The following is a 19843-nucleotide window of genomic DNA, read 5'->3' on the forward strand; positions in this document are numbered from 1 at the left end:
AGGCGGGACACCTGTTCCGCACGGGCCGTCGGCCTATATGCGCAACATCGAGAGAATCGCCAGACGCCGGGACGTGAGCTTCGGCGGAGGTCTGGCGACCTGGCCGGCGGACGGGTGCGTCGCGGCCTTGTCGACGCCGCGTCTTCCTTCCCTGGCCCAGGTCGCGATCAACAGCAGGATCACGAACGTCATGAGCACGGCCAGGCAGACGTCTGTCGGGTCGAACCCCGGCATCTCCCGGTCGGGAACAAAGGACTCCATGCCCGCGGCAATCACGGATGTGACGGCAGGAACGGCCTCCATGCCATGTGTGGAGGAGGAGCCGCCGTGCCCGCCGTCCAGGTGTCCGAGGGTGTGCATGCCACAGACGCCCAGGGCGAGGGCCATGAGCAGGACGGCCCGCAGCGCGTGCACTGCACGGCGCTGCCACATAGATCCCACCGCCCCTCGCAGATCATCGGCACGTCACGACACTTTTCAGTGTACTAAGGCGACTCGTAGCACCTGCCAGGAACCGGCCGGGTGCCGCCACACAGGGATGTACGGCACCCGGCCGTCAATCGTTCAACGAGAGCACCGGCGAAGGCGCTCTCGTCCAGGTTCGGTCAGGCGGAGACCAGCTCGTAGCCGGCTTCCTCAACGGCGTCGCGCACACGAGCTTCCTCGATGGGCTCGTTCGCCGTCACAGTCACGTTCCCCGTGGCCAGGTCGACGTCGACGTCCGTGACGCCGGCGATCTTGCCGACTTCGGACTTCACCGAGCCCACGCAGTGGCCACAGGTCATCCCGCTCACGGTGTAGGTCGCACTGCTCATCATGACTCCCCTCGATCAATACCCCTCATAGGTATAAGGCAGCTGGACGATGTGCCACGGATGTTCGCGATGCAACCCCCAACCCCCTACAGGTATATGAGACGTAGCCCACGTCAAGAAATATACCCCTCGGGGGTATTGTCTCCCGTCTGAGAAAGCTCAACTCCATCGCCATCGCCGGAGCCTCACTGGCCGGTCTCCGCGCGTTCCAGGCTCTGCGGCGTGAAGGTTTCGACGGCACGATCACCCTGGTGGGGGCCGAGAAGTACCTGCCCTACAACCGTCCCCCACTGTCCAAGAGCATGCTCACGGGCGACGACGAGGTCACGCTTCCCGGTGCCGAGGAAGTCGGCGACCGATGGCTCAAGGGCCGCCATGCCGTGCGGCTGGACACCTCGGAGCGGCGGCTGATCCTGGACGACGGCTCGGACGTCCGCTACGACGGCCTGGTGATCGCCACCGGCGCGCGCCCGCGGCGGCTGCCCGATGCCCCCGAGGGGGTGTACACCCTGCGCACCGTCGAGGATTCCCTGGCGCTGCGCGCGGAACTGGCCGCGGGGCCCGGCAACGTCGTCGTCATCGGCGGCGGCTTCATCGGGGGCGAGGTCGCCTCGACCGCGCGCGCCCTCGGGCTCGGCGTCACGCTCGTGGACGCGTCCCCGTCCCCCATGCGCAACGTCCTGGGCACCGAGACCGCACGCTGGCTGGCCGGCCATCACCGGGACAACGGTGTCGAGCTCGTCAGCGAGACCCGCATGACCGGGTTCGACGGCCATGGCAGGGTGACGGGGGTGCGCTTGAGCGACGGCCGCACCCTGCCCGCCGACCTGGTCATCGCCGGCATAGGCGTGGTCCCGAACACCGACTGGCTGGACGGCAGCGGGCTGACGGTGAACGACGGAGTGGTCTGCGACGAGCGCCTGTTCGCCTCGGGCACGCAGGACGTGGTCGCTGCCGGCGACGTCGCACGCTGGCCCCACAGCCTGTACGGGGGCGCACTGATCCGCGTCGAGCACTGGTCGAACGCCAACGACCAGGGTGCCGCCGCGGCTCTCAACCTGCTGTCCGGCCCGGAGAACGCCAAGCCCTTCGCCGACCTGCCCTCCTTCGCCACCCACGTGCACGGCGCCCGCGTCCAGACCGCAGGCCTGCCACATCTGGCGGACGAGAGCCTTGTTGTGACGGGAGGCCCGGACGAGGGACGCTTCGCCGTCGCCTTCGCCAAGGACGGCACCCTCACCGGCGCGGTCGCGGTGAACGCGCCCAAGGACCTGATCCGGATCAAGCGCGCCATCGTGGCAGGCGATCGCCTGAGCTCCCTGGCGTGACGAGCAGGCACTGCTGGCCACGCATCTACGATCGCCGGTAGCATTTGTGCAGACTGCGGGTGGAGGGGACTGTCTCATGGTGCGTGGCCTAGGAATGTCCTGAAGATCTTGATGGGTGGGTCGGCATGAGCTGGCTCACCCTCTTGCTATGCAGTGATCGGTTTGAGAGCCCAGATGCCGTTGGTGTGGGTGAGTCCGAGGTTGATCAGGCGGCGGAGGTTGAGGGCGGCGGCGCGGTGGTGAAGCCAGCGGTCGTTGGCGGCGGTGCCGCGGTAGCGCAGGCGGCGGTTGCCGCGGGCGACCAGCCAGGCCACGGCCCGTTCGACCATGGGCCGCCAGCGTCGGTAGTCGTCCTGCCAGGCGGGATCGGTGGCGGCCTGATGGCGGGCGGCGGCCTGCAGATCGTGGTGCGGGCGGATCGTCACCACACGGCCGGTCTTGGCGGTGGTACAGCGATCACGCAGCGGGCAGGCGGCGCACAACCGGGTGAAGGTGGCACGGCGCTGCTGGTAGCGGCCCCCGGTCGCGGCCAGCGGGACGGTGTGCCCGGCGGGGCAGGTGACCGTGCCGGCGCCGGCGTCGATGCCGAAGTCGTCCAAGGTGAACCCACCCGGCACGGCGGGCTTGAGCGCGGGTGGTTTGATCAGCAGCCGGTGTCCGGCATCAGTGAGGGTGGCGCGCAACTCGGCGGCGGCGTAGGCGGCATCGGCCAGAATCTGCAGCACTCCGCGCTCGGCGGCGAGCAGGTCAGGGGCAACGGCGGCCTCGTGATGGGCGGCGCCGGCACCGGGGCGTAATGCGACGGCGGTGAACAGTCCGCTCTCCGGCTCGACGGCCAGGTGAGCCTTGTAGCCGTCGTCACGCTGCTGACCGCTCTTGTGGATGTGGCGGGCCTGCGGGTCGACGGTGGAGATGATCCGGTCGGGGGCGGTGCGGCGGGCGATGCGCCACCGTCCGTCGGTGCCATCGGAGTCGTCGGCGGGCTCGACGTCCTGGCCGGCGATCAAAGCCAGCAGACCGACCGCACCTGCGGCCGGCCCGTCCAGGTCCTGGCCGGCCAGGTGGTCCAGCAGGGTGAGCGCGTCGGTGACCAACCCACTCACCAGGGCGTTCTTAGCCTGCTCATCGTCCCAGGCGATCTTCGGTTTGCCGGGGTCGGTGTAGTCGTGGGCGTGACAGTGCGCCGCGACCAACGCGCTCGCGCCGGGCACCTGGCGGGCCACCCGGCGGATCGCGGCGATCAACTGGGTGATGGCGTCCTGGGTGGCGACCGCATCCAGCAGCACCGCCGAGTCCAGCGCCCGCCGTGTCCGGCCCGCCAGCACCCCGGTCTGCTCCACCACGGCGCGCACCGTCTGAAAGATCCGGTCCGGATCCGACGAGCGGGCCAGCCGACGCCGGAAGTAGGTCAGCAGCGACGGATCGAAGCCCTGGTCATACAGGCCCAGCCCGCAGGCGGCCTTCCACCGCAGATCGAACCGCAGCGCCGCCACCGCCTCCTCATCGGACAATCCGTGCAGCGCCTGAAGCACCACCACCGTCGCCAGCAGGCCTGGCGGCACCGACGGACGCCCGTTGACCGGCGCGTACATGTCCGCGAACGTCTCCGGCGGGAACAACGCCCGCCGGTGTTCGGCCAGGAACGCGAACACGCTCCCAGCCGGAATCATGTCCCGGCATACGGCCCATACCTCAGGCCCAGCTGGAACCCTCCGACGGCCCATCATGACCCGAGTCTGAATCCCGAAACTCCGCCAGGCCAGACCACCAAGATCTTCAGGACATTCCTAGTAGCACGCTCGACCGGCAACTATACGGGCTGGGGTGATGTCGTGATCTTCGCCGCCTGTACGGCGGCGCGCATCGGCGAGGTCTCCGGAGTCCGCGCAGGCGACATCGACACGGACACGTGGACCTGGACCCTGCGCAGGCAGACCACGCCGAGCCCCGGCGGTCTCGTGGACAAGGGGACGAAGGGCAAACGAGCCCGGAAGGTGCCGATCATCGCCGAGGTCCGGGATCTGGTCGTACGACGGCTGGAAGCCGCCGGTGACCCAGCTGCGCGGCTGTTCACCGGACCGAGGGGCGGCCGCATCACCACGGCCGTTCTGAGAGACGCCACGCACTGGGACGAGGTCGTGGCCGCCCTGGGCTACGAACACCTCCGTCGCCATGATCTACGCCACACCGGCCTGACGTGGATGGCCGACGCCGGTGTCCCCATCCATGTACTACGCAAGATCGCCGGGCACGGATCGCTGACCACCACTCAGCGCTACCTGCATCCGGACGCCGAGCTCCTCAAGGCCGCGGGCAACGCTTTGAGCGCGCACCTATCGGCAAGCTGGTCCCAAAGTGGTCCCAAGCTGAGGGCTGTCTAGATCATTCGCCCTGGTGGGCACCCAACGCAAAAAGGCCAGTCGACCTGGAGTTACTCCAAGATCGTCTGGCCTTTTACAACCGTCGGGACGACAGGATTTGAACCTGCGACCCCTTGACCCCCAGTCAAGTGCGCTACCAAGCTGCGCTACGTCCCGGTTGTGTCGGCCGCCCCCTGCGGGGCGGGACGTCATAACCTTAGCGCACATCGGAGGTGTACGCGTACACGGAGAGCGGGAGCGAGGGGGTCAGGTGGGGCGCAAGGCGACCATCGATCGCAAGGAGCTGGCCAGGCTCGTCGCCGAGGGCAGGAGCGTGCAGGAGCTGGCCGCTCACTTCGGGGTGAGCGAGTCGGGGGTGCTGCAGGCCAAGCGGGCCGCCGGGCTGGCCAAGCCGATGATGGACCACAGTGCCGCCCTGCCGTGGAAGCTGGCCCGCGAGCACTCCCAGTCCGGGCCGGCCACGAATCTGCGCAACCTGTCGGCGGCGGCGCAGGGCAGGCCGCCGGCGGCCGATCGGCTGAACACCGCGCTGCGGTGGGCCGAGCGGTTGGTCGCCGCGGGGCTCGACGTGCGCTACGACCCCGCCGAGGGGTTCAGCGAGGTGGCCGCTGAGGAAGGCGGGTCGCACGTGGCGTCGGTGCTGGCCGCGGCCAGGAAAGCGCTTGACGGCCGCTGAATCCGGCGTTTCGACCCGCTGGTGGAGGGCAGTCGCTGGTCTCAACACGTAGACCGGAGGCGAACAACATGACCACCTGGGCATGGGTGGCCGTCGTCGTGGTCGCGGTGGTGGCGCTCGCCGCAGTGGGTTACTTCATGCTGCAGCAGAAGCGCCGTTCCCATCTCCGCGAACGCTTCGGCCCTGAGTACGAACGCATAGTCGCCGAGCACGACAACAACCGCCGGGAGGCCGAGCAGGAGCTGCTCGACCGTGAGCAGCGGCACGCGGAACTCGATATCAAGCCTCTGTCGGAGGAGTCGCGCGACTCCTACGCCACCCGGTGGACCGAGGTCCAGGAACGCTTCGTGGACGCCCCGGGGTTCGCGGTGACCGAGGCCGATCAGCTGGTCACGTCGGTCATGGCCGAGCGGGGTTACCCGACGGAGGACTTCGAGCAGCGCGTCACCCATCTGTCGGTGGGGCACGCGGCGACGCTCGACCACTACAGGAACGCGCACGAGATCAGCGGGCGGGCCGCCAGGAAGGAGGCCTCCACGGAGGATCTCCGCCAGGCCATGGTCCACTACCGCGCGCTGTTCGAGGAGCTGCTGCACGAGACCAGCCGAGGACGGTGAAGGATATGAACAGCGACGAGCTGAAGGTGCCGTCGCAACGCCACGATGCCAACGACATCGAGGACGAACAGGCCGACGAGAAGAGGGTCCATGAGGATCGTCTCGTGGCCGGTGACCGGGATCCGCTGCCCGAGGATGACGTTCGGGACGACGTTCCCGTAGCGGACGGTCCGGTTGTTCGCTCTGACGGTGCCGCTCCCCGAGACGGTGCCGCCCCGTACGACGAGGACGACGCGACCTACCGGGACCCGTACGCCACGACCGGCGGCGACATGCTGGCCGACCCCGACCCCGACCCCGACCTCGGGCCCGGGCCCGGGCATGAGCCCGAGCAGTCCGTCCCCTCAGCCCCCGGCGAGGTTCCGGCGCACGCGGCCCCCGACGACATCATCCTGTTCGAGCAGGACCCCACCCAGGTGCAGGCCCGCTGGCGCGACCTGCAGGCGTCGTTCGTGGACGATCCCGGCGAGGCCGTCCAGCGCGCGGACGGGCTGGTCGGTGAGGTCGTGGACTCCCTGACCAGCGCACTGAACAACCGCACGGGCGCCCTGCGCGACCGCTGGAAGGACGCGGGAGGCGGCGACACCGAGCAGCTGCGCCTGGCGCTGCGCGAGTACAGGACCGTCCTGGAGCGGCTGCTCGCGCTCTCCAGCCAATCCTCTGCGCAGTCTTCTGGGCAGTCTTCTGGGCAGCCGTCCACGCCCACCCCGGTTTCGAGTGAGGGAATGAGGTGATCTGACATGCTCGCGATCGTCGCAGCGATCATCTTCGGGCTGGGCTTCCTGCTCGACCTGATCGGCGTACAGATTCCCGGCGGGTTCTCCGGCATGACGTTCGTCCTGCTGGGGCTGACCCTGCTGGCCCTGCATCAGGCAGGCGTCGGCACGGCCGGCATCCGCACCGGGTCCGGCAACTGGCGCGGCAGGGCCCGCCGATAACAGGCGATAACAGCCGATGAACGGACAGTGCGCCGTCCCCCCTCAACGGGCGGGGGCGGCGCTTTGTTCGCGTGGTCGCCCGGCCGTCAGGACTTGCCGGGGAAGCGCATGATGACCGTGCTGCCGCCGTTGCCCACCCGCAGCGTCAGGTCGGAGGAGAGCAGCCGGGCCACCCACAGGCCCATCCCGCCCACCGCGCCGGGCATCGGCCCCGGCTTCCAGGTGCCCTCGTCGTGCACCTCCACGACCAGGTCCCCGCCGCTCACCCAGGTGCGCAGGGCGGCGTGGTCGGCTCCGTGGGTGACGGCGTTGGTCGCGACCTCGTTGACGGCGATGACGAAGTCGCCGATGGCGTCTTCGGGCATGCCGGCGGCGCGGGCCTCGTCCTCGGCGAACTGCCGGACCTGGGGCAGGTCCGGCAGCCGGAAGTCGAGGTCTTTCACGGGCGCGCCGGGTGGCGGGCTCGTGTGGCCCGACTGAGGCTCGACGTCCTCGTTCACCCGGCGACCGTCCTTGTCAGCCGACCAGCTCGGTGCGCAGCTGGTCGAGAACCTTGCGGAGAATACGTGAGACATGCATCTGTGAGATCCCGAACTCGGCCGCGATCTCGGCCTGCGTCATGTTGCCGAAGAAGCGCAGCAGCAGGATGTGCTTCTCACGGGAGGGCAGCGCGTCGATGAGCGGTTTGACGGCTTCCCTGTCGACCATGTTGCTCAGCGTATCGTCGTCCTCGGGGATGACGTCGCCCAGCGAGGCGGCGTCGTCGTCGGTGCCGAGGGGCGCGTCGAGCGACAGGGTGCTGTACGCGGCGGAGGCGTCGAGCGTGAGCAGAACGTCCTCCTCGGTGATGTTCATCTTGGCGGCCAGCTCCGCCACGGTCGGGGACCTGCCGAGGTCCTGACTGAGGTCGGCGACGAGCCGGTTGAGCTCGGAGCGACGCTCCTGGTAAAGGCGGGGCACCCGGATGGCCCAGGTGCGGTCGCGGAAGTGACGCTTGACCTCGCCGGTCATCGTGACGACGGCGTAGCCCCTGAAGGCGTGGCCCAGGGTCGGATCGAAGCCGTTGACGGCTTTCATCAGGCCAACATACGCGGCCTGGAGGAGATCCTCCAAAGGTTCGCCCCGGTAGCGGTAGCGCCGGGCGATCTCCATGGCGAGCGGCCGGTGCATCTCGACGATGCGCTCACGCAGGCGCTCCCTGTGACTGCCGGGCGTGTCTTCCCTGACCATCTCGGCTAGGAGCTCTTCTGCGGTCATCTCCTCGAGGATGTATTGCTGCACAGCCATCGCTGCTCCTCATATGGTCGCAGGCGGGCCGCTACACGCGAAAAAGCCCATGCAGAGGCACGCCTCGCTCGACTCTCGAGACCGAAGCCCTCTGCTGGACTTCGGATCCAGTGTCCCCCATCTCGCGGGAAGTATTCCTCGATCGCGCGGTGACAGTAGGGTTGCCCCGTGACAATGCCGGAGAACGGCGGGGAGCCCGTGGCCGCCCTCAGCCTGACGTCGTCGACCGTGGACGAGATCACCGTGGTCAAGGTCGACGGCGTGCTCGACGCCACGACACGCGAGCAGTTCGCCGACTATCTCGTGATGGCGGGCTCCGACCTGATCCTCGATCTGGCCGGGGTGACGTTCATGGATTCGCGCGCGCTCGGGCTGATCGTTCATCACTGGCAGACGAGCCTGGCCTCGGGCGCCAAGTTCGCGCTGATCGGCGTCGAATACTCCAAGTCGAAGGTGATGTGGATCACGGGGCTGGCGCAGCGCCTGCCGCTCTACGACACCCTGGACGAGGCGCTGGCCGCCATCAAGTAGAGAGCCGTCAGCGTTTGGCGGACTTGCGCTGGTGCTCGTCGACCAGGAGCCGGGCCAGGTCGGCCACCTTCACCTGATGGTGCTGGGAGATGCGCCGCAGCTCCTCGAAGGCGGCCTCGGCGCTGCATCCGCTGGTCTGCATGATGATGCCCTTGGCCTGGTCGATCACGGAGCGCCCGGCGAGGGCCTCCTGGAGCTGCGCGGCGTCGGTGCGCACCTCCTCGAACTCCGACATGTTGGCCATGGCCACGCCGAGCTGCTCGGCCAGCATGTCGGCCAGGGAGTGGGCGCCCTGGGGCGAGAACGCGCCCGGCCGTACGGAGTAGAGGCCGACGACGAGCGTGGCCGGCGGCGCCTCGATGGGGACGATCAGCACGGAGCGCACGCCCCAGCGGGTGGCCAGGGCGTCGTAGCGGGGCCAGCGGGTCTCTTCGAGCACGTCGGTGATGGTGGCGCGGCCGCCGCTCTGACGCGCTTCGATGGACGGGCCCTCGCCGAGCTGGCGTTCGCCCTCGACGAGCATGATGAGCTCGCTGTGGGAGCCCGAGACCATGACCCGGTGGTCGCGCCAGTGCTCGGCCGAGGCTCCGGAACAGCCGGGGACGCCGGCGGTCAAAGCCGTGGTGAGTCCGCGCAGGACGCTTTCCGTCGAGGTGTCCTCGCCGAGTCTGCCGAGGGTGGCGAGGTCGCGGGCGAGGCCGGGGGTGATCATCGCGGTCGATTCCATAGCAACAAGGCTCTACCCCTTATGGCTAGCATTATCCCGAGTGGCGTAGCGTCAGACCATGACCATGCCGGACCTCGAACACGCGCTTGACGCACTGGCCGGGCGCGTCTCCTCGTTGCGCGAGGCGAGGGCCGCCTACCCCGCCGATCTGGCGCCCACGCTGGACGCCGCGCTCGCCGAGCTCGACACCGCCGCCGAGCTGCTGGCCGAGGCGCGCGAGGAGCTGCGCAAGGCCCCCAAGCGGGCTGGGAGCAAGAAGGACGGGACGCAGCGCGAGCTGAAGCTGCTGCGCCAGGTCTTCCGCGCCTTCCCGGTGCCCGTCGTCGTGCTCGACGGCGGCGGCGTCGTCCGGCGGATCAATCCGGAGACCTCGCGGGTGCTGGGCAGCCCGGACGGCTACCTGGTGGGCCGCTCGTTCCCGCTGCTCGTGGACGTGTCGCGGCGGGCGGCGTTCCGCTCGCACCTGACGTCGGTGCTGCAGACGGGGCAGCCGGCGGCGTTCGAGACGCGGCTGGCGCATCAGGGGCGCACGCACACCGTGCAGATCGCGCTGACCAGGCTGACGATGCCCGGCGAGCCGCAGCAGATGGTCGCGGCGGTGGCCCTGCCGACGGAGGTGCAGCTGCCCGAGCCGGGCGCGCGCCGGGCCGAGCAGACCGACGGCGCGCTGCTGCTGGCCACGGCCAAGCGGCAGGACCTGCTGGTCAAGATCGCCAGGCTGCTGCTGGACGAGGAGGCGCTGCTGCGCCCGGTGGCACTGCAGCGGGCGACGCGGTTGCTGGCGGCGGAGTGGGCCGACTGGGTGATCGCCGACATGGTGCGCGACGGGGTGCCGCGCCGGTCGGTCGTCATGGCGCCCAAGAACCATCCGCTGGGCGAGCTGGTGCGGCGGGTGGAGACCGCCGATCCGGCGACCAGCCAGGTCGTGCTGCAGGTGCTGGAGCGCGGCTCCGGCGTGGTGCTGGAGATGGTGGACGACGAGACGCTGCTCGGCTTCTGCGCCGAGGGGCCGCTGCTGACGGTGATGGGCGCGGGCTCGGTGCTGAGCGTGGCCATCGGCCGTTCCGACGGCGTGCTGACGCTCGTCCGCGGCCACGACAGGCCGCCGTTCTCGCTCGCGGATCTGGCCGTCATGCAGGAGGTGGGGCTGCAGATCGGCCTGGCCGTACGCGCTCAGAGCAGTTTCCAGAGCCGCTCGCGCGCCGCGGACGCGCTGTCGGCCAGCGTCGCCCCGCGCAATCTGCCCGACGTGCCCGGCTACGAGGCGGCGGCCGTCTACCACCCGGGGGCGTCGGTCGGCGCCGAGTTCTACGACGTGTTCCCCGTCTCGGGCGGGTGGGGCTTCGCGCTGGGCGGGGCCGCGGGCAAGGGCGAGGAGGCGGCCTCGGTCAGCGCCATGGTGCGCGGCGGGCTGCGCGTGCTCAGCGCCTGGGAGTCCGATCCCGACCTGGTAATGCGCAAGGTCAACGAGGCGCTGGTCGCGCAGGGCACCGGCATGTTCGTGATGGCCGCGGCCGGCTTCGTGAAGGGGCGCCAGATCCGGCTGTCGTCGGCCGGCCACCATCCCGCCGCGCTGCTGCTGCCCGACGGCGGCGTACGTTTCGCAGCCGGCGGCGGCGTGCCGCTGGGCATCGGGCCGGAGGCGGAGACCGGCGTGGAGGTGCTGACGATCTCCCCGGGCGAGACGCTGGTGTTCTACTCGGAGGGCCTGATCTCCTCCAGGAACGAGCGCGGCGAGCCGTACGGGGAGGAGCGGCTGGCCGACGTGCTCAGCCGATGCGCGGGGCAGGCGCCGTCGACCGTGGTCAAGGCGGTGGAGGCGGACCGGCACGCGTTCTCGGGCGGCCAGGTCTGGGATGAGATCGTGGTGTTCGCCCTCAGAGGTGTCTGATCTGTGGGGGTTTGCGAGCGCGGGAAAACTGGGTAAGGTCAGAGACAGAGTAACGACGTGCCTAAGACGCAGGCACACCTTGAAGGCTTTCCACGCTGAGGTGTGCCATGAATATCGCGATCGTCGCTTCTACCACCGGCAACCAGCGCCACCGCATCCTGTCGGTCGCGCGTGAGCTGGGCCGCGATCACCACGTCACCATTTACTCCCGTCGTGACAACGCCGAAGGCAAGCCCAAGACGCGGGTGGCCCCGGGCGTCACCGTGGAGCACATCGACGTGGGCCCGGCTCAGCCGCTCACCGGTGACGACGTGGTCCCCTACCTCAACGAGGTCGGCACCCACCTGTCGCGGCGCTGGAGCGAGGACAGGCCCGACGTGATCCACGCCCACTCGTGGACCGGCGGGCTGGTCGCCGTGGCGGGCGCCAAGGGAATGGGCGTGCCGGTCACGCAGACGTTCCACGCGGTCGACACCGCGCACAAGGAGCTGGAGCGGGCGCTCGGCCGCCGGGCCAACGCAGTCATCGCGGGCTCGGGCGACGAGGAGTCGGCGCTGATCCGGCTGGGCGTCCCCCGCAACAACATCGCCGTCGTGCCGTACGGTGTGGACACCGAGCGCTTCCAGCGCCGGGGCGCGGTGGCCACGCGCGGGTCGCGCAGGCGCCTGCTGCACGTGGGGCCGCTCACGGTCGAGCGGGGCGCGCACACGATCGTGCGGGCGCTGCAGGGTCTCGGCGACGTCGAGCTTGTCATCGCCGGCGGGCCCGAGCCCGACGACCTCGACCAGGACCGGGACGCGCGCCGCCTGCGCGCGCTGGCGGAGCAGCTCGGCGTGGCCGACCGGGTGACGCTGCTCGGCCAGGTCAAGCGGGCCGCCGTGCCCAAGCTGATGCGCAGCGCGGACGCCGTCGTGTCGGTGCCGCGCGAGGCGGGGACGGGAATCGTCGCACTGGAGGCCATGGCCTGCGGCGTGCCGGTGATCGCCTCCGCCGTGGGCGCGCACATGGACTCCATCATCGACGGCGTCACCGGGCTGCTGGTCCCGCCGGACCGCCCCGCGCGCACGGCGCGGCTGGCCCGCGAGCTGCTGTACGACCCCACCCTGCGTACCGCCCTGGGCTACGCGGGCGCCGACCGGGCGCGCTCGCGCTACTCGTGGGAGCGGGTGAGCCAGGAGCTTGTCCGGGTGTACGAGGCGACCTGCGCCTGACGGCGCATCACCCCATGGACTCCGGCAGGTGGCATCGCCACCTGCCGGCACCATGTCGGGGCCCGTTCGGGTGACGATAGTGACGAATGGGACGGGTGGGGTGTTATCTGAGCGAGATCTTTGCTTCGATGGTCCGCATGTCTCAACGCAGCCCGATCGTGGCGGCGGCAATGCTCGCGGGCCTCGCCGTCCTTCCCCAGACCGCGCACGCGCAGACCCCGGCCCTGAAATGGGGAGCCCCCGTCCTGGTGGAGAACTTCTCCGGCTCCTCGATCAACACCAGCCGATGGATGATCTACCACTCGCCGCAGGCCGAGCGTAACCCCCGCACCGGCCGCGCCTCGACCGTCTCGAACGGCGTGCTGCGTCTCAAGGGCGGCCGGTACGGCGGCAAGGACCTGTCCGGCGGGGTGGCCACCAAACTCGCGCAGCGGTACGGCCGCTGGGAGGTGCGCTTCAAGGCGGAGGCCGGGGCCGGGTACACGCCGGTGGCGCTGCTCTGGCCGACCGCGCAGGGCGAGGGCTCCGGCTACTCCGAGGTCGACTTCGCCGAGATCGTGGATCCGCGACGGCAGGGCGGCGGCATCTTCGTCCACGGCGGCCACGGCCGGGCCAGGAAGGTGCTGCGGGCCGACTTCACCAAATGGCACACGGTGGCGGTGGACTGGCTGCCGGGGCGGCTGACGTTCTGGCTGGACGGGAAGCGGCTCTGGGACTACCGCGGGCCGCACGTCCCCGAGGGGCGGAAGATGGGGCTGGCGCTGCAGAACGACGTGGTGTGCGAGCCGAAGTGCCGCGACTCCACGACACCACGGACGGTCTCGATGTACGTGGACTGGGTCAAGATCTACCGCGCCCGCTGACAGCGCCCGCTGACAGCGCTCGATAACAGGGCACGACGACAGGGCACGACAGGGCCTGGCGACCTGGCGCGGTGACGTTCCTGTCGGTTCAGCCGCGATCAGGTCACGGAAAGGCTCGGGCCGGCCGGCGTTCGCTAGCCTCACCGGCATGGTCTTAGCCGCGATTCCCAGCCCTTCCGAATCGGTCTGGCATCTCGGGTTTCTGCCGATCCGGGCGTACGCCCTCTGTTTCATCGTCGCCATCCTGTTCGGCGCCTGGCTGAGCGACCGGCGCTGGCGTGCCCGCGGCGGCGAGAAGGGCACGATCGCCGACATCGCCGTCCCAGGGGTGATCTTCGGGCTGATCGGCGCCCGGCTCTACCACGTCATCGTCGACTGGCAGACCTACTTCGGCCCGCGCGCGGTCAAGGAGCCGTACCAGGCGCTGTTCATCTGGGAGGGCGGGCTCGGCATCTGGGGCGCGGTCATAATGGGCGGTGTGGCCGTGGCGCTGGCCTGCCGCCGCCGGGGCATCTCCGTCGGCGCCATGGCCGACACGGTCGCGCCCGGCATCGCGTTCGGGCAGGCGATCGCCCGCTGGGGCAACTGGTTCAACCAGGAGTTGTACGGCAGCCCGACCACGCTGCCATGGGGCCTGGAGATCGACCAGGCGCACGGCGGCGAGCCGGGCGTGCTCTACCACCCGACCTTCCTGTACGAGTCGATCTGGGACGCGGCGCTCGGCTTCGCCCTGATCCTGGCGGGACGGCGCTTCGCGCTGCACCATGGCCGGCTGTTCGCCCTGTATGTCGCCGGTTACACGTTCGGGCGGTTCTGGATCGAGGGCCTGCGCATCGATCCGGTCGGCGGCGTGGACCACGCGGTGCTGCTCCTGGGGCTGCGGGTCAACCAGTGGACCTCGATCGTGCTGTTCGCCGGGGCGCTGGTCTACCTCTGGGTACGGCGCCGCGCGGACGACGAGGAGATCGTGGCCCCCGGCACGCGGCACGTCACTGCCTCCTGAGGCCGAGAGGGCGCCCCGGCTGCTTCCCCACAGCCGGGGCGCCCCTGGTGGGGTGGGCAATCGATCCCTACGGACTCCTACCCGTTCTGTCCGCCTTATATGCATTTGTCCGTTTTTCCGGACTTTAACTGATCTCGAAGCGTCAGCACGAAGCGCGGCGGTGGCGATACCATCTGGCGCCATGTATCCGCCCCAGCCACCGTACGGACCACCAGGACCACCACCAGGACCACCACCAGGACCACCACCAGGACCACCACTGGGACCACCGCCGGGACCGCCCGGGCCGCCTCACGGACCAGGGCCCATGCCGCCACATGGAGCATGGAGTCAGCAGCCCGCCCCGATGCCTCAGGGGCAGCAGGGGCCGCAGGGGCAGGTCGTCCTCGACATCCAGCGCCACTGGCTCGGCTTCATGCTGTCCATGATCACTCCCACCGTCGTGGTCAACGGCCGCCCGATGCCCGGCCGCTGGGGCCGCAACGCCATCGTGCTGCCTCCCGGCCAGCATCATCTGCACGTCCATCTGCCGTACTTCCTGCCCTCGCAGATCGGCCCGGCGGACCTGACGATCTGGCTGCAGCCCGGCATGTCGCTCGACGTCGAATACCGCGCGCCCCTGTGGGCCTACTCGCGCGGCGCGCTCGGCCCGCCACCCCAGCAGTGGAACGGCATGGGCATCACGATCGCCCTCATGGCGATCCCGCTCGGCCTGCTGGCGTTCTTCTTCCTGCTGATCCTCATGTCGGTGTTGTGGGCCTGAGCAGGCTCCAGGGGCATGATGGGTCGTCGCACCGATGAGTTTCACCGCGCCCGGCGGTCTGCACATCGTCATCGAGAAGGAGCGACCCATGACCGACCCCAAGACCCACACCATCGAGGTGCCGGGAGCGACCCTCCACTACGACGTGCGCGAGCCCGAGTCCGGCTCGGGCCGGCCGGTGCTGCTGATGATCGGCTCGCCGATGGACGCGACCGGCTTCACCACCCTGGCCGGCCACTTCCAGGACCGCACGGTGGTGACGTACGACCCGCGTGGGATCGGGCGCAGCACCCGCACCGACGGGCTCACCGAGTCGACGCCCGACCTGCACGCCGACGACCTGCACCTGCTGATCGACGCGCTCGGCGCCGGGCCGGTGGACATCTTCGCCAGCAGCGGCGGCGCGGTCAACGGGCTGGCGCTGGTGGCCCGCCATCCGGAGCAGGTGCGCACGCTCGTGGCGCACGAGCCGCCCGCCGCCCAGGAGTTGCCCGACCGCGAGCGGGCGCTGGCGGCCATCGCCGACATCCGCGCCACGTACGACCGCGACGGGTTCGGCGCGGCGATGGCCAAGTTCATCGGCACCTCCGGCTGGCGCGGTGAGCTCCCCGCCGACCTGTCCGAGCTGCCCGCCCCCGATCCGGCCCAGCTCGGGATGCCGACGGAGGACGACGGGTCGAGGGACGACGTGCTGTTCGCGCAGAACCTCATCACCTGTACGCACTACCGGCACGACTTCGCGGCACTGCGGGCCGCCTCCACCCGGATCGTCGTCGGCGTCGGCGCCGAGTCGGAGGGCGAGATGGCCTGCCGGTCGGGCCTGGCCGTGGCGGAACGGCTCGGTACGGAGCCCGTGATCTTCCCCAGCCACCACGGCGGCTTCATGGGGGGCGAGTTCGGCATGCCCGGCGACCCCGACGCCTTCGCCGTCACCCTGCACCGGGTCCTCGACGAGAGCGAATGACGCGCCGGAGCGCGTGACGCCTCACGAGCCGTCGGGGTCAGAGCGAGTAACGTTTTACGAGGAGTGGTCGGGGCCGCGTAGCCGGGCGGCCTTGAGCCCCAGGTGGACGGCCAGGCGGTCGTCACCGTCCGACAGGTCCCTGTGCGTGAGGCGCTCGGCCTTGCCCAACCGGTAGTAGAGCGTCTGGCGGTGGATGCCGAGCTCGGCGGCGGTCTTCTGCACGTGGCCGCCGCGGTCCAGGTAGACCTCCACGGTCTGGGCCAGCTCGGCGTCCAGCGCGGCCGTCTCCTCGGCCAGCTCGCGCAGGTCCGTCTGGCTCAGCCGGGACAGCAGCCGGTGCACGCCCAGCTCCTCCCAGCGGGCGACGGGCGCGTGGCGGGGGAAGTGCTCGGCGATGCGCAGCGCCTGGCGGGCCTCGCGCCAGCTCAGCCAGGCGTCGGCCGGGTCGACCCTGGGCGCGCCGATGCCGGCCGCGGTGCCGTACGCGCTCTGCACGGTCTGCGCCACCTCCCCGGCCAGGTGGGCGGGGGCGAGCAGGGCGACCGGCGAGCCGGTTCGGGCCAGGACGCCGCGCGGGAGCGTCCAGAGGGCGGCCACCCGTTCCTCCGACTCGCGTACGGCGATGGCCGCCACCGGCCCGGGAAGGTCCAGCGAGGCGCCCGCGCGCACCTCGGGGTCGGGCGACAGCAGCGCGCGCAGGCCCCGCCCGAGGTCCTGCCTGCTCCTGGCCTCCTGAGCGAGCGCGGCGGCGGCCCTGGCGACGAGCGGCGCCACCGCCCGCAGCCGCGCGTCGGTCAGCCCACCCCGCTCACCCGTCCGCTCGGGCCCGTCGGCCAGCTCGCCGGGGTCCAGCAGCCACAGGTAGCCGTACGTGACGTCGGCGTGGCGCAGCGGCCAGCAGACCCTGGCCAGGACCTTGAGCTCGGCGTCGGCGGGGATCCTGACCGGCCCGCTCGCCCGCGCGATGCCGTAACGCTCGAAGTATTCGCGCACCTCTCCCGTGGCGCGCCGGCGCAGGATCGACTCCTGGCGGACCGTGTCGATGTCACCGTGCTGCGCCCCGTAGGCCAGCAGCCGGAACGAGCGGTCCTCCAGCGTCGCGGACGCCCCCAGCCGGGCGGCGATCTCGTCGACGATCTCTTGTAGGTCTGCCGTGTTGTGCATTTGTACGACAGCCTGCCACACGCGACGTTACGCCCGTCGATGGCCCCCTCTGAGCTGCGGTTTCTACACTTGGGCACATGCTGGGTCAACTGCTGCTCGCCGCCTCCAGGAGCGGTGCCGTGCGCCGTGCCGTGTCGGGTTTCCCGCCCACCAAGAAGGTCGTGGGCCGGTTCGTCGCGGGCGAGAGCGTCGAGGAGGCCCGCGACGCGGTCGAACGCCTGAGTGACGCGAAGCTCGCCGTGACCGTCGACCACCTCGGCGAGGAGACGCTGGACGCGCGGGCCGCCGAAGCGACCGCCGACGCCTACATCACGCTGCTGGAGGCGATCAGGCCGCTCGGCCTCGGGTCCAGGGGCGAGGTATCGGTGAAACTGTCGGCCGTCGGGCAGCGGCTCGACGACGCCATGGCCCTGGAGCACGCCCGCGAGATCTGCGCCGCCGCGGCGGCCGGCGGCTCGACCGTCACCCTCGACATGGAGGACCACACCACGGTCGACTCCACCCTGTCCATCCTGCGCAAGCTGCGCGAGGACTACCCGTCCACGGGCGTGGCGATCCAGGCGTACCTGTTCCGCAGCGAGCAGGACTGCAGGGACCTGTCCTCGGAGGGCTCACGGGTACGGCTGGTCAAGGGCGCCTACCGCGAGCCGGCCTCCGTCGCGCACCAGGGCCGGACGACCGTGGACAAGGCGTACGTGCGATGCCTGCGGATCCTCATGGCGGGGAAGGGGTACCCCATGGTGGCGACGCACGACGACCGCATGATCGCGATCACGGAGCTGCTCGCCGACCGGTTCGGGCGGGCGATCGGCGACCACGAGTTCCAGATGCTCTACGGCATCAGGACCGACCGGCAGGAGGCCCTGGCCGGGGCCGGCCACACGGTCCGCGTCTACGTCCCGTACGGCGACGACTGGTACGGCTACTTCATGCGCCGCCTGGCGGAGCGGCCCGCCAACGTCGCCTTCTTCCTTCGTGCCCTTGGGGGTAAGTAAATGGATGCCATCAGCAACGTCCCCACGCCGGCCAACGAACCCGTGCTCGGCTACGCCCCCGGCAGCGCCGAGCGGGCCGCGCTGGAGGACCGCATCAAGGAGCTGGCCGGGGCCTCGACCGACCTGACCATGACCATCGGCGGCGAGCAGCGACCGGGCGGCGGCGCCGCCATCGACGTCGTGCAGCCGCACAACCACGCCTCCGTCCTGGGCCGTACCAACGACGCTACGGCCCAGGACGTGCAGGACGCCGTCGGCGCCGCGCTGGCGGCGGCGCCCGCGTGGCGGGCCCTGTCGTTCGACGAGCGGGCGGCGATCTTCCTGAAGGCGGCCGACCTGCTGGCGGGCCCGTGGCGGCAGACGCTGAACGCGGCGACCGTGCTGGGCCAGTCGAAGTCGGCGCAGCAGGCGGAGATCGACGCGGCCTGCGAGCTGATCGACTTCCTCCGGTTCAACGTGGCCTTCGCCCGCCGCCTCTACGCCGACCAGCCCATCTCCTCACCGGGCGTGTGGAACCGGATGGAGTACCGGCCGCTCGAAGGCTTCGTGCTGGCGATCACGCCGTTCAACTTCACCGCCATCGCCGGAAACCTGCCGGCCTCGGCGGCGCTGATGGGCAACGTCGTCGTCTGGAAGCCGTCGCCCACCCAGCAGCTCGCCGCGCACCACACGATGCGGCTGCTTGAGGCGGCCGGGCTGCCCCCGGGCGTGATCAACCTGGTCACCGGCAACGGTCAGGCCGTCTCCGAGGTGGCGCTGACCCATCCGGCGCTGGCCGGCGTGCACTTCACCGGCTCGACCGCGACGTTCCAGCACCTGTGGGGCACGATCGGCGCGAACATCGCCTCCTACCACGGCTATCCGCGCCTCGTCGGCGAGACCGGCGGCAAGGACTTCGTGCTCGCCCACCCGTCCGCCGACCCGGCGGTGCTCTCGACGGCGCTGATCAGGGGCGCCTTCGAGTACCAGGGGCAGAAGTGCTCGGCCGCCTCGCGGGCGTACGTGCCGCGCTCGGTCTGGAACCGCATGCGTGACGACTTCGTCGCCACCGCCGAGTCGCTGACCGTGGGCGACGTGGCCGCCGACCTGTCGACGTTCATGGGCGCGGTCATCGACGCGCGGGCGTTCGCCAAGCACAAGGAGGCGATCGACCGGGCGCGGGCCGCCTCGGACATCGACGTGCTCACCGGCTCCTACGACGACTCCGTCGGCTACTTCGTCAAGCCGACCATCCTGGAGTGCGCCGACCCGACCGACGAGATCTTCGTCAAGGAGTACTTCGGGCCGATCCTCGGCGTGCACGTCTACGAGGACGCCGCCTACGACACGGTGCTCGACCAGATGGAGGGCATCGCCCCGTACGCGCTGACCGGCTCGATCATCGCCCAGGACCGCTACGCCATCGCCTCGGCGGCCGAGCGGCTGCGCTTCGCGGCGGGCAACTTCTACGTCAACGACAAGCCGACGGGCGCCGTCGTGGGCCAGCAGCCGTTCGGCGGCGGGCGCGCGTCCGGCACCAACGACAAGGCCGGCTCGATCTTCAACCTGACCCGCTGGGTGAGCGCCCGCGCGATCAAGGAGACGTTCGTGCCGCCGACAGACCACCGTTACCCGCACATGGGTTGATCTCTCCATCACCCATCTCCGGCGAGAGCCCCCGGTCCTGCCCCCGGGGGCTCTCGGCGTTCC

The 19843-nt window shown here is 70.4% G+C and carries 22 protein-coding genes and 1 tRNA gene; 15 read left to right on the forward strand and 8 right to left on the reverse strand.

The genetic code is table 11. The features are described from left to right. Positions 1 to 33: 33 nt before the first annotated feature. Positions 34 to 432, reverse strand: coding sequence for a DUF6153 family protein (locus AB0C27_RS48450; protein WP_357860408.1), 399 nt, complete (start codon positions 430 to 432; stop codon positions 34 to 36). Between the two features lie 173 nt (positions 433 to 605). After that, positions 606 to 815 (reverse strand): copper ion binding protein, encoded by a 210-nt coding sequence (locus AB0C27_RS48455; RefSeq protein WP_357860411.1) that lies wholly within the window; start codon positions 813 to 815, stop codon positions 606 to 608. Between the two features lie 173 nt (positions 816 to 988). Here AB0C27_RS48455 and AB0C27_RS48460 point away from each other — a divergent pair, with 173 nt between their 5' ends. Continuing rightward, complete coding sequence (locus AB0C27_RS48460; RefSeq protein WP_357860696.1) at positions 989 to 2143, forward strand: FAD/NAD(P)-binding oxidoreductase; 1155 nt, start codon at positions 989 to 991, stop codon at positions 2141 to 2143. Between the two features lie 146 nt (positions 2144 to 2289). Here AB0C27_RS48460 and AB0C27_RS48465 read toward each other — a convergent pair whose 3' ends face one another. Further along, positions 2290 to 3813, reverse strand: a complete 1524-nt coding sequence (locus AB0C27_RS48465; RefSeq protein ID WP_357860414.1) for an IS1182 family transposase — start codon at positions 3811 to 3813, stop codon at positions 2290 to 2292. Between the two features lie 162 nt (positions 3814 to 3975). Between AB0C27_RS48465 and AB0C27_RS48470 the strand changes: the two genes are divergently transcribed. Next, positions 3976 to 4524: a site-specific integrase gene (locus AB0C27_RS48470; RefSeq protein ID WP_357860417.1), complete on the forward strand. Its 549-nt coding sequence runs from the start codon at positions 3976 to 3978 to the stop codon at positions 4522 to 4524. 82 nt (positions 4525 to 4606) lie between these two features. Here AB0C27_RS48470 and AB0C27_RS48475 read toward each other — a convergent pair. Continuing rightward, positions 4607 to 4680 (reverse strand) — tRNA-Pro (locus AB0C27_RS48475). Between the two features lie 94 nt (positions 4681 to 4774). On the opposite strand from AB0C27_RS48475, the gene AB0C27_RS48480 reads away from it, so the two are divergent. From AB0C27_RS48480 to AB0C27_RS48495, 4 genes are all read left to right on the forward strand, one after another. After that, the gene (locus AB0C27_RS48480; protein ID WP_357860420.1) at positions 4775 to 5200 is read left to right on the forward strand and encodes a hypothetical protein; all 426 of its coding nucleotides are present in this window, start codon (positions 4775 to 4777) and stop codon (positions 5198 to 5200) included. Positions 5201 to 5268: 68 nt separating this feature from the next. Continuing rightward, positions 5269 to 5817 (forward strand): hypothetical protein, encoded by a 549-nt coding sequence (locus AB0C27_RS48485; protein ID WP_357860423.1) that lies wholly within the window; start codon positions 5269 to 5271, stop codon positions 5815 to 5817. A 5-nt stretch (positions 5818 to 5822) separates the two neighbouring features. Further along, a complete protein-coding gene (locus AB0C27_RS48490) occupies positions 5823 to 6551 on the forward strand; it encodes a hypothetical protein (protein WP_357860426.1) in 729 nt (242 codons plus the stop codon). A 6-nt stretch (positions 6552 to 6557) separates the two neighbouring features. Further along, positions 6558 to 6755 carry a hypothetical protein gene (locus AB0C27_RS48495; RefSeq protein ID WP_357860429.1) on the forward strand — a complete coding sequence of 66 codons (198 nt, stop codon included), beginning with the start codon at positions 6558 to 6560 and terminating at the stop codon, positions 6753 to 6755. 86 nt (positions 6756 to 6841) lie between these two features. Here the strand turns inward: AB0C27_RS48495 and AB0C27_RS48500 are convergent, their stop codons facing one another. Further along, entirely contained in the window at positions 6842 to 7255 is a 414-nt protein-coding gene (locus tag AB0C27_RS48500; RefSeq protein WP_357860431.1) for an ATP-binding protein, read from the reverse strand. 16 nt (positions 7256 to 7271) lie between these two features. Further along, positions 7272 to 8042, reverse strand: a complete 771-nt coding sequence (locus AB0C27_RS48505; protein WP_357860434.1) for a SigB/SigF/SigG family RNA polymerase sigma factor — start codon at positions 8040 to 8042, stop codon at positions 7272 to 7274. A 174-nt stretch (positions 8043 to 8216) separates the two neighbouring features. On the opposite strand from AB0C27_RS48505, the gene AB0C27_RS48510 reads away from it, so the two are divergent. After that, on the forward strand, positions 8217 to 8573 hold the full coding sequence (locus tag AB0C27_RS48510) for an STAS domain-containing protein (RefSeq protein ID WP_357860699.1): 357 nt from the start codon (positions 8217 to 8219) through the stop codon (positions 8571 to 8573). A 7-nt stretch (positions 8574 to 8580) separates the two neighbouring features. Here AB0C27_RS48510 and AB0C27_RS48515 read toward each other — a convergent pair whose 3' ends face one another. Then, positions 8581 to 9300: a GAF and ANTAR domain-containing protein gene (locus AB0C27_RS48515; RefSeq protein WP_357860437.1), complete on the reverse strand. Its 720-nt coding sequence runs from the start codon at positions 9298 to 9300 to the stop codon at positions 8581 to 8583. Between the two features lie 58 nt (positions 9301 to 9358). Here AB0C27_RS48515 and AB0C27_RS48520 point away from each other — a divergent pair, with 58 nt between their 5' ends. The 6 genes from AB0C27_RS48520 to AB0C27_RS48545 all read left to right on the forward strand — a co-directional run bounded on the left by AB0C27_RS48520 (position 9359) and on the right by AB0C27_RS48545 (position 15995). After that, positions 9359 to 11191 (forward strand): SpoIIE family protein phosphatase, encoded by a 1833-nt coding sequence (locus AB0C27_RS48520; protein ID WP_357860440.1) that lies wholly within the window; start codon positions 9359 to 9361, stop codon positions 11189 to 11191. Positions 11192 to 11298: 107 nt separating this feature from the next. Continuing rightward, complete coding sequence (locus AB0C27_RS48525; protein WP_357860443.1) at positions 11299 to 12402, forward strand: glycosyltransferase; 1104 nt, start codon at positions 11299 to 11301, stop codon at positions 12400 to 12402. A 137-nt stretch (positions 12403 to 12539) separates the two neighbouring features. After that, positions 12540 to 13265, forward strand: a complete 726-nt coding sequence (locus AB0C27_RS48530; RefSeq protein WP_357860446.1) for a glycoside hydrolase family 16 protein — start codon at positions 12540 to 12542, stop codon at positions 13263 to 13265. Between the two features lie 148 nt (positions 13266 to 13413). Continuing rightward, positions 13414 to 14268: a prolipoprotein diacylglyceryl transferase gene (gene lgt / locus AB0C27_RS48535; RefSeq protein WP_357860449.1), complete on the forward strand. Its 855-nt coding sequence runs from the start codon at positions 13414 to 13416 to the stop codon at positions 14266 to 14268. A gap of 346 nt (positions 14269 to 14614) precedes the next feature. Continuing rightward, positions 14615 to 15031: a hypothetical protein gene (locus tag AB0C27_RS48540; RefSeq protein WP_357860452.1), complete on the forward strand. Its 417-nt coding sequence runs from the start codon at positions 14615 to 14617 to the stop codon at positions 15029 to 15031. Between the two features lie 88 nt (positions 15032 to 15119). After that, on the forward strand, positions 15120 to 15995 hold the full coding sequence (locus AB0C27_RS48545; RefSeq protein WP_357860455.1) for an alpha/beta hydrolase: 876 nt from the start codon (positions 15120 to 15122) through the stop codon (positions 15993 to 15995). A gap of 54 nt (positions 15996 to 16049) precedes the next feature. Here AB0C27_RS48545 and AB0C27_RS48550 read toward each other — a convergent pair whose 3' ends face one another. Continuing rightward, on the reverse strand, positions 16050 to 17159 hold the full coding sequence (locus AB0C27_RS48550) for a helix-turn-helix domain-containing protein (RefSeq protein WP_357860458.1): 1110 nt from the start codon (positions 17157 to 17159) through the stop codon (positions 16050 to 16052). A 77-nt stretch (positions 17160 to 17236) separates the two neighbouring features. On the opposite strand from AB0C27_RS48550, the gene AB0C27_RS48555 reads away from it, so the two are divergent. Both AB0C27_RS48555 and pruA read left to right on the forward strand, forming a co-directional pair. Beyond that, on the forward strand, positions 17237 to 18154 hold the full coding sequence (locus tag AB0C27_RS48555; protein WP_357860461.1) for a proline dehydrogenase family protein: 918 nt from the start codon (positions 17237 to 17239) through the stop codon (positions 18152 to 18154). Next, positions 18155 to 19780: an L-glutamate gamma-semialdehyde dehydrogenase gene (gene pruA, locus AB0C27_RS48560; RefSeq protein WP_357860464.1), complete on the forward strand. Its 1626-nt coding sequence runs from the start codon at positions 18155 to 18157 to the stop codon at positions 19778 to 19780. Positions 19781 to 19843: the final 63 nt, after the last annotated feature.

It is taken from the genome of Nonomuraea sp. NPDC048882 (assembly GCF_040649755.1).
In the GTDB taxonomy this organism is placed as follows: Bacteria; Actinomycetota; Actinomycetes; order Streptosporangiales; family Streptosporangiaceae; genus Nonomuraea; species Nonomuraea maheshkhaliensis.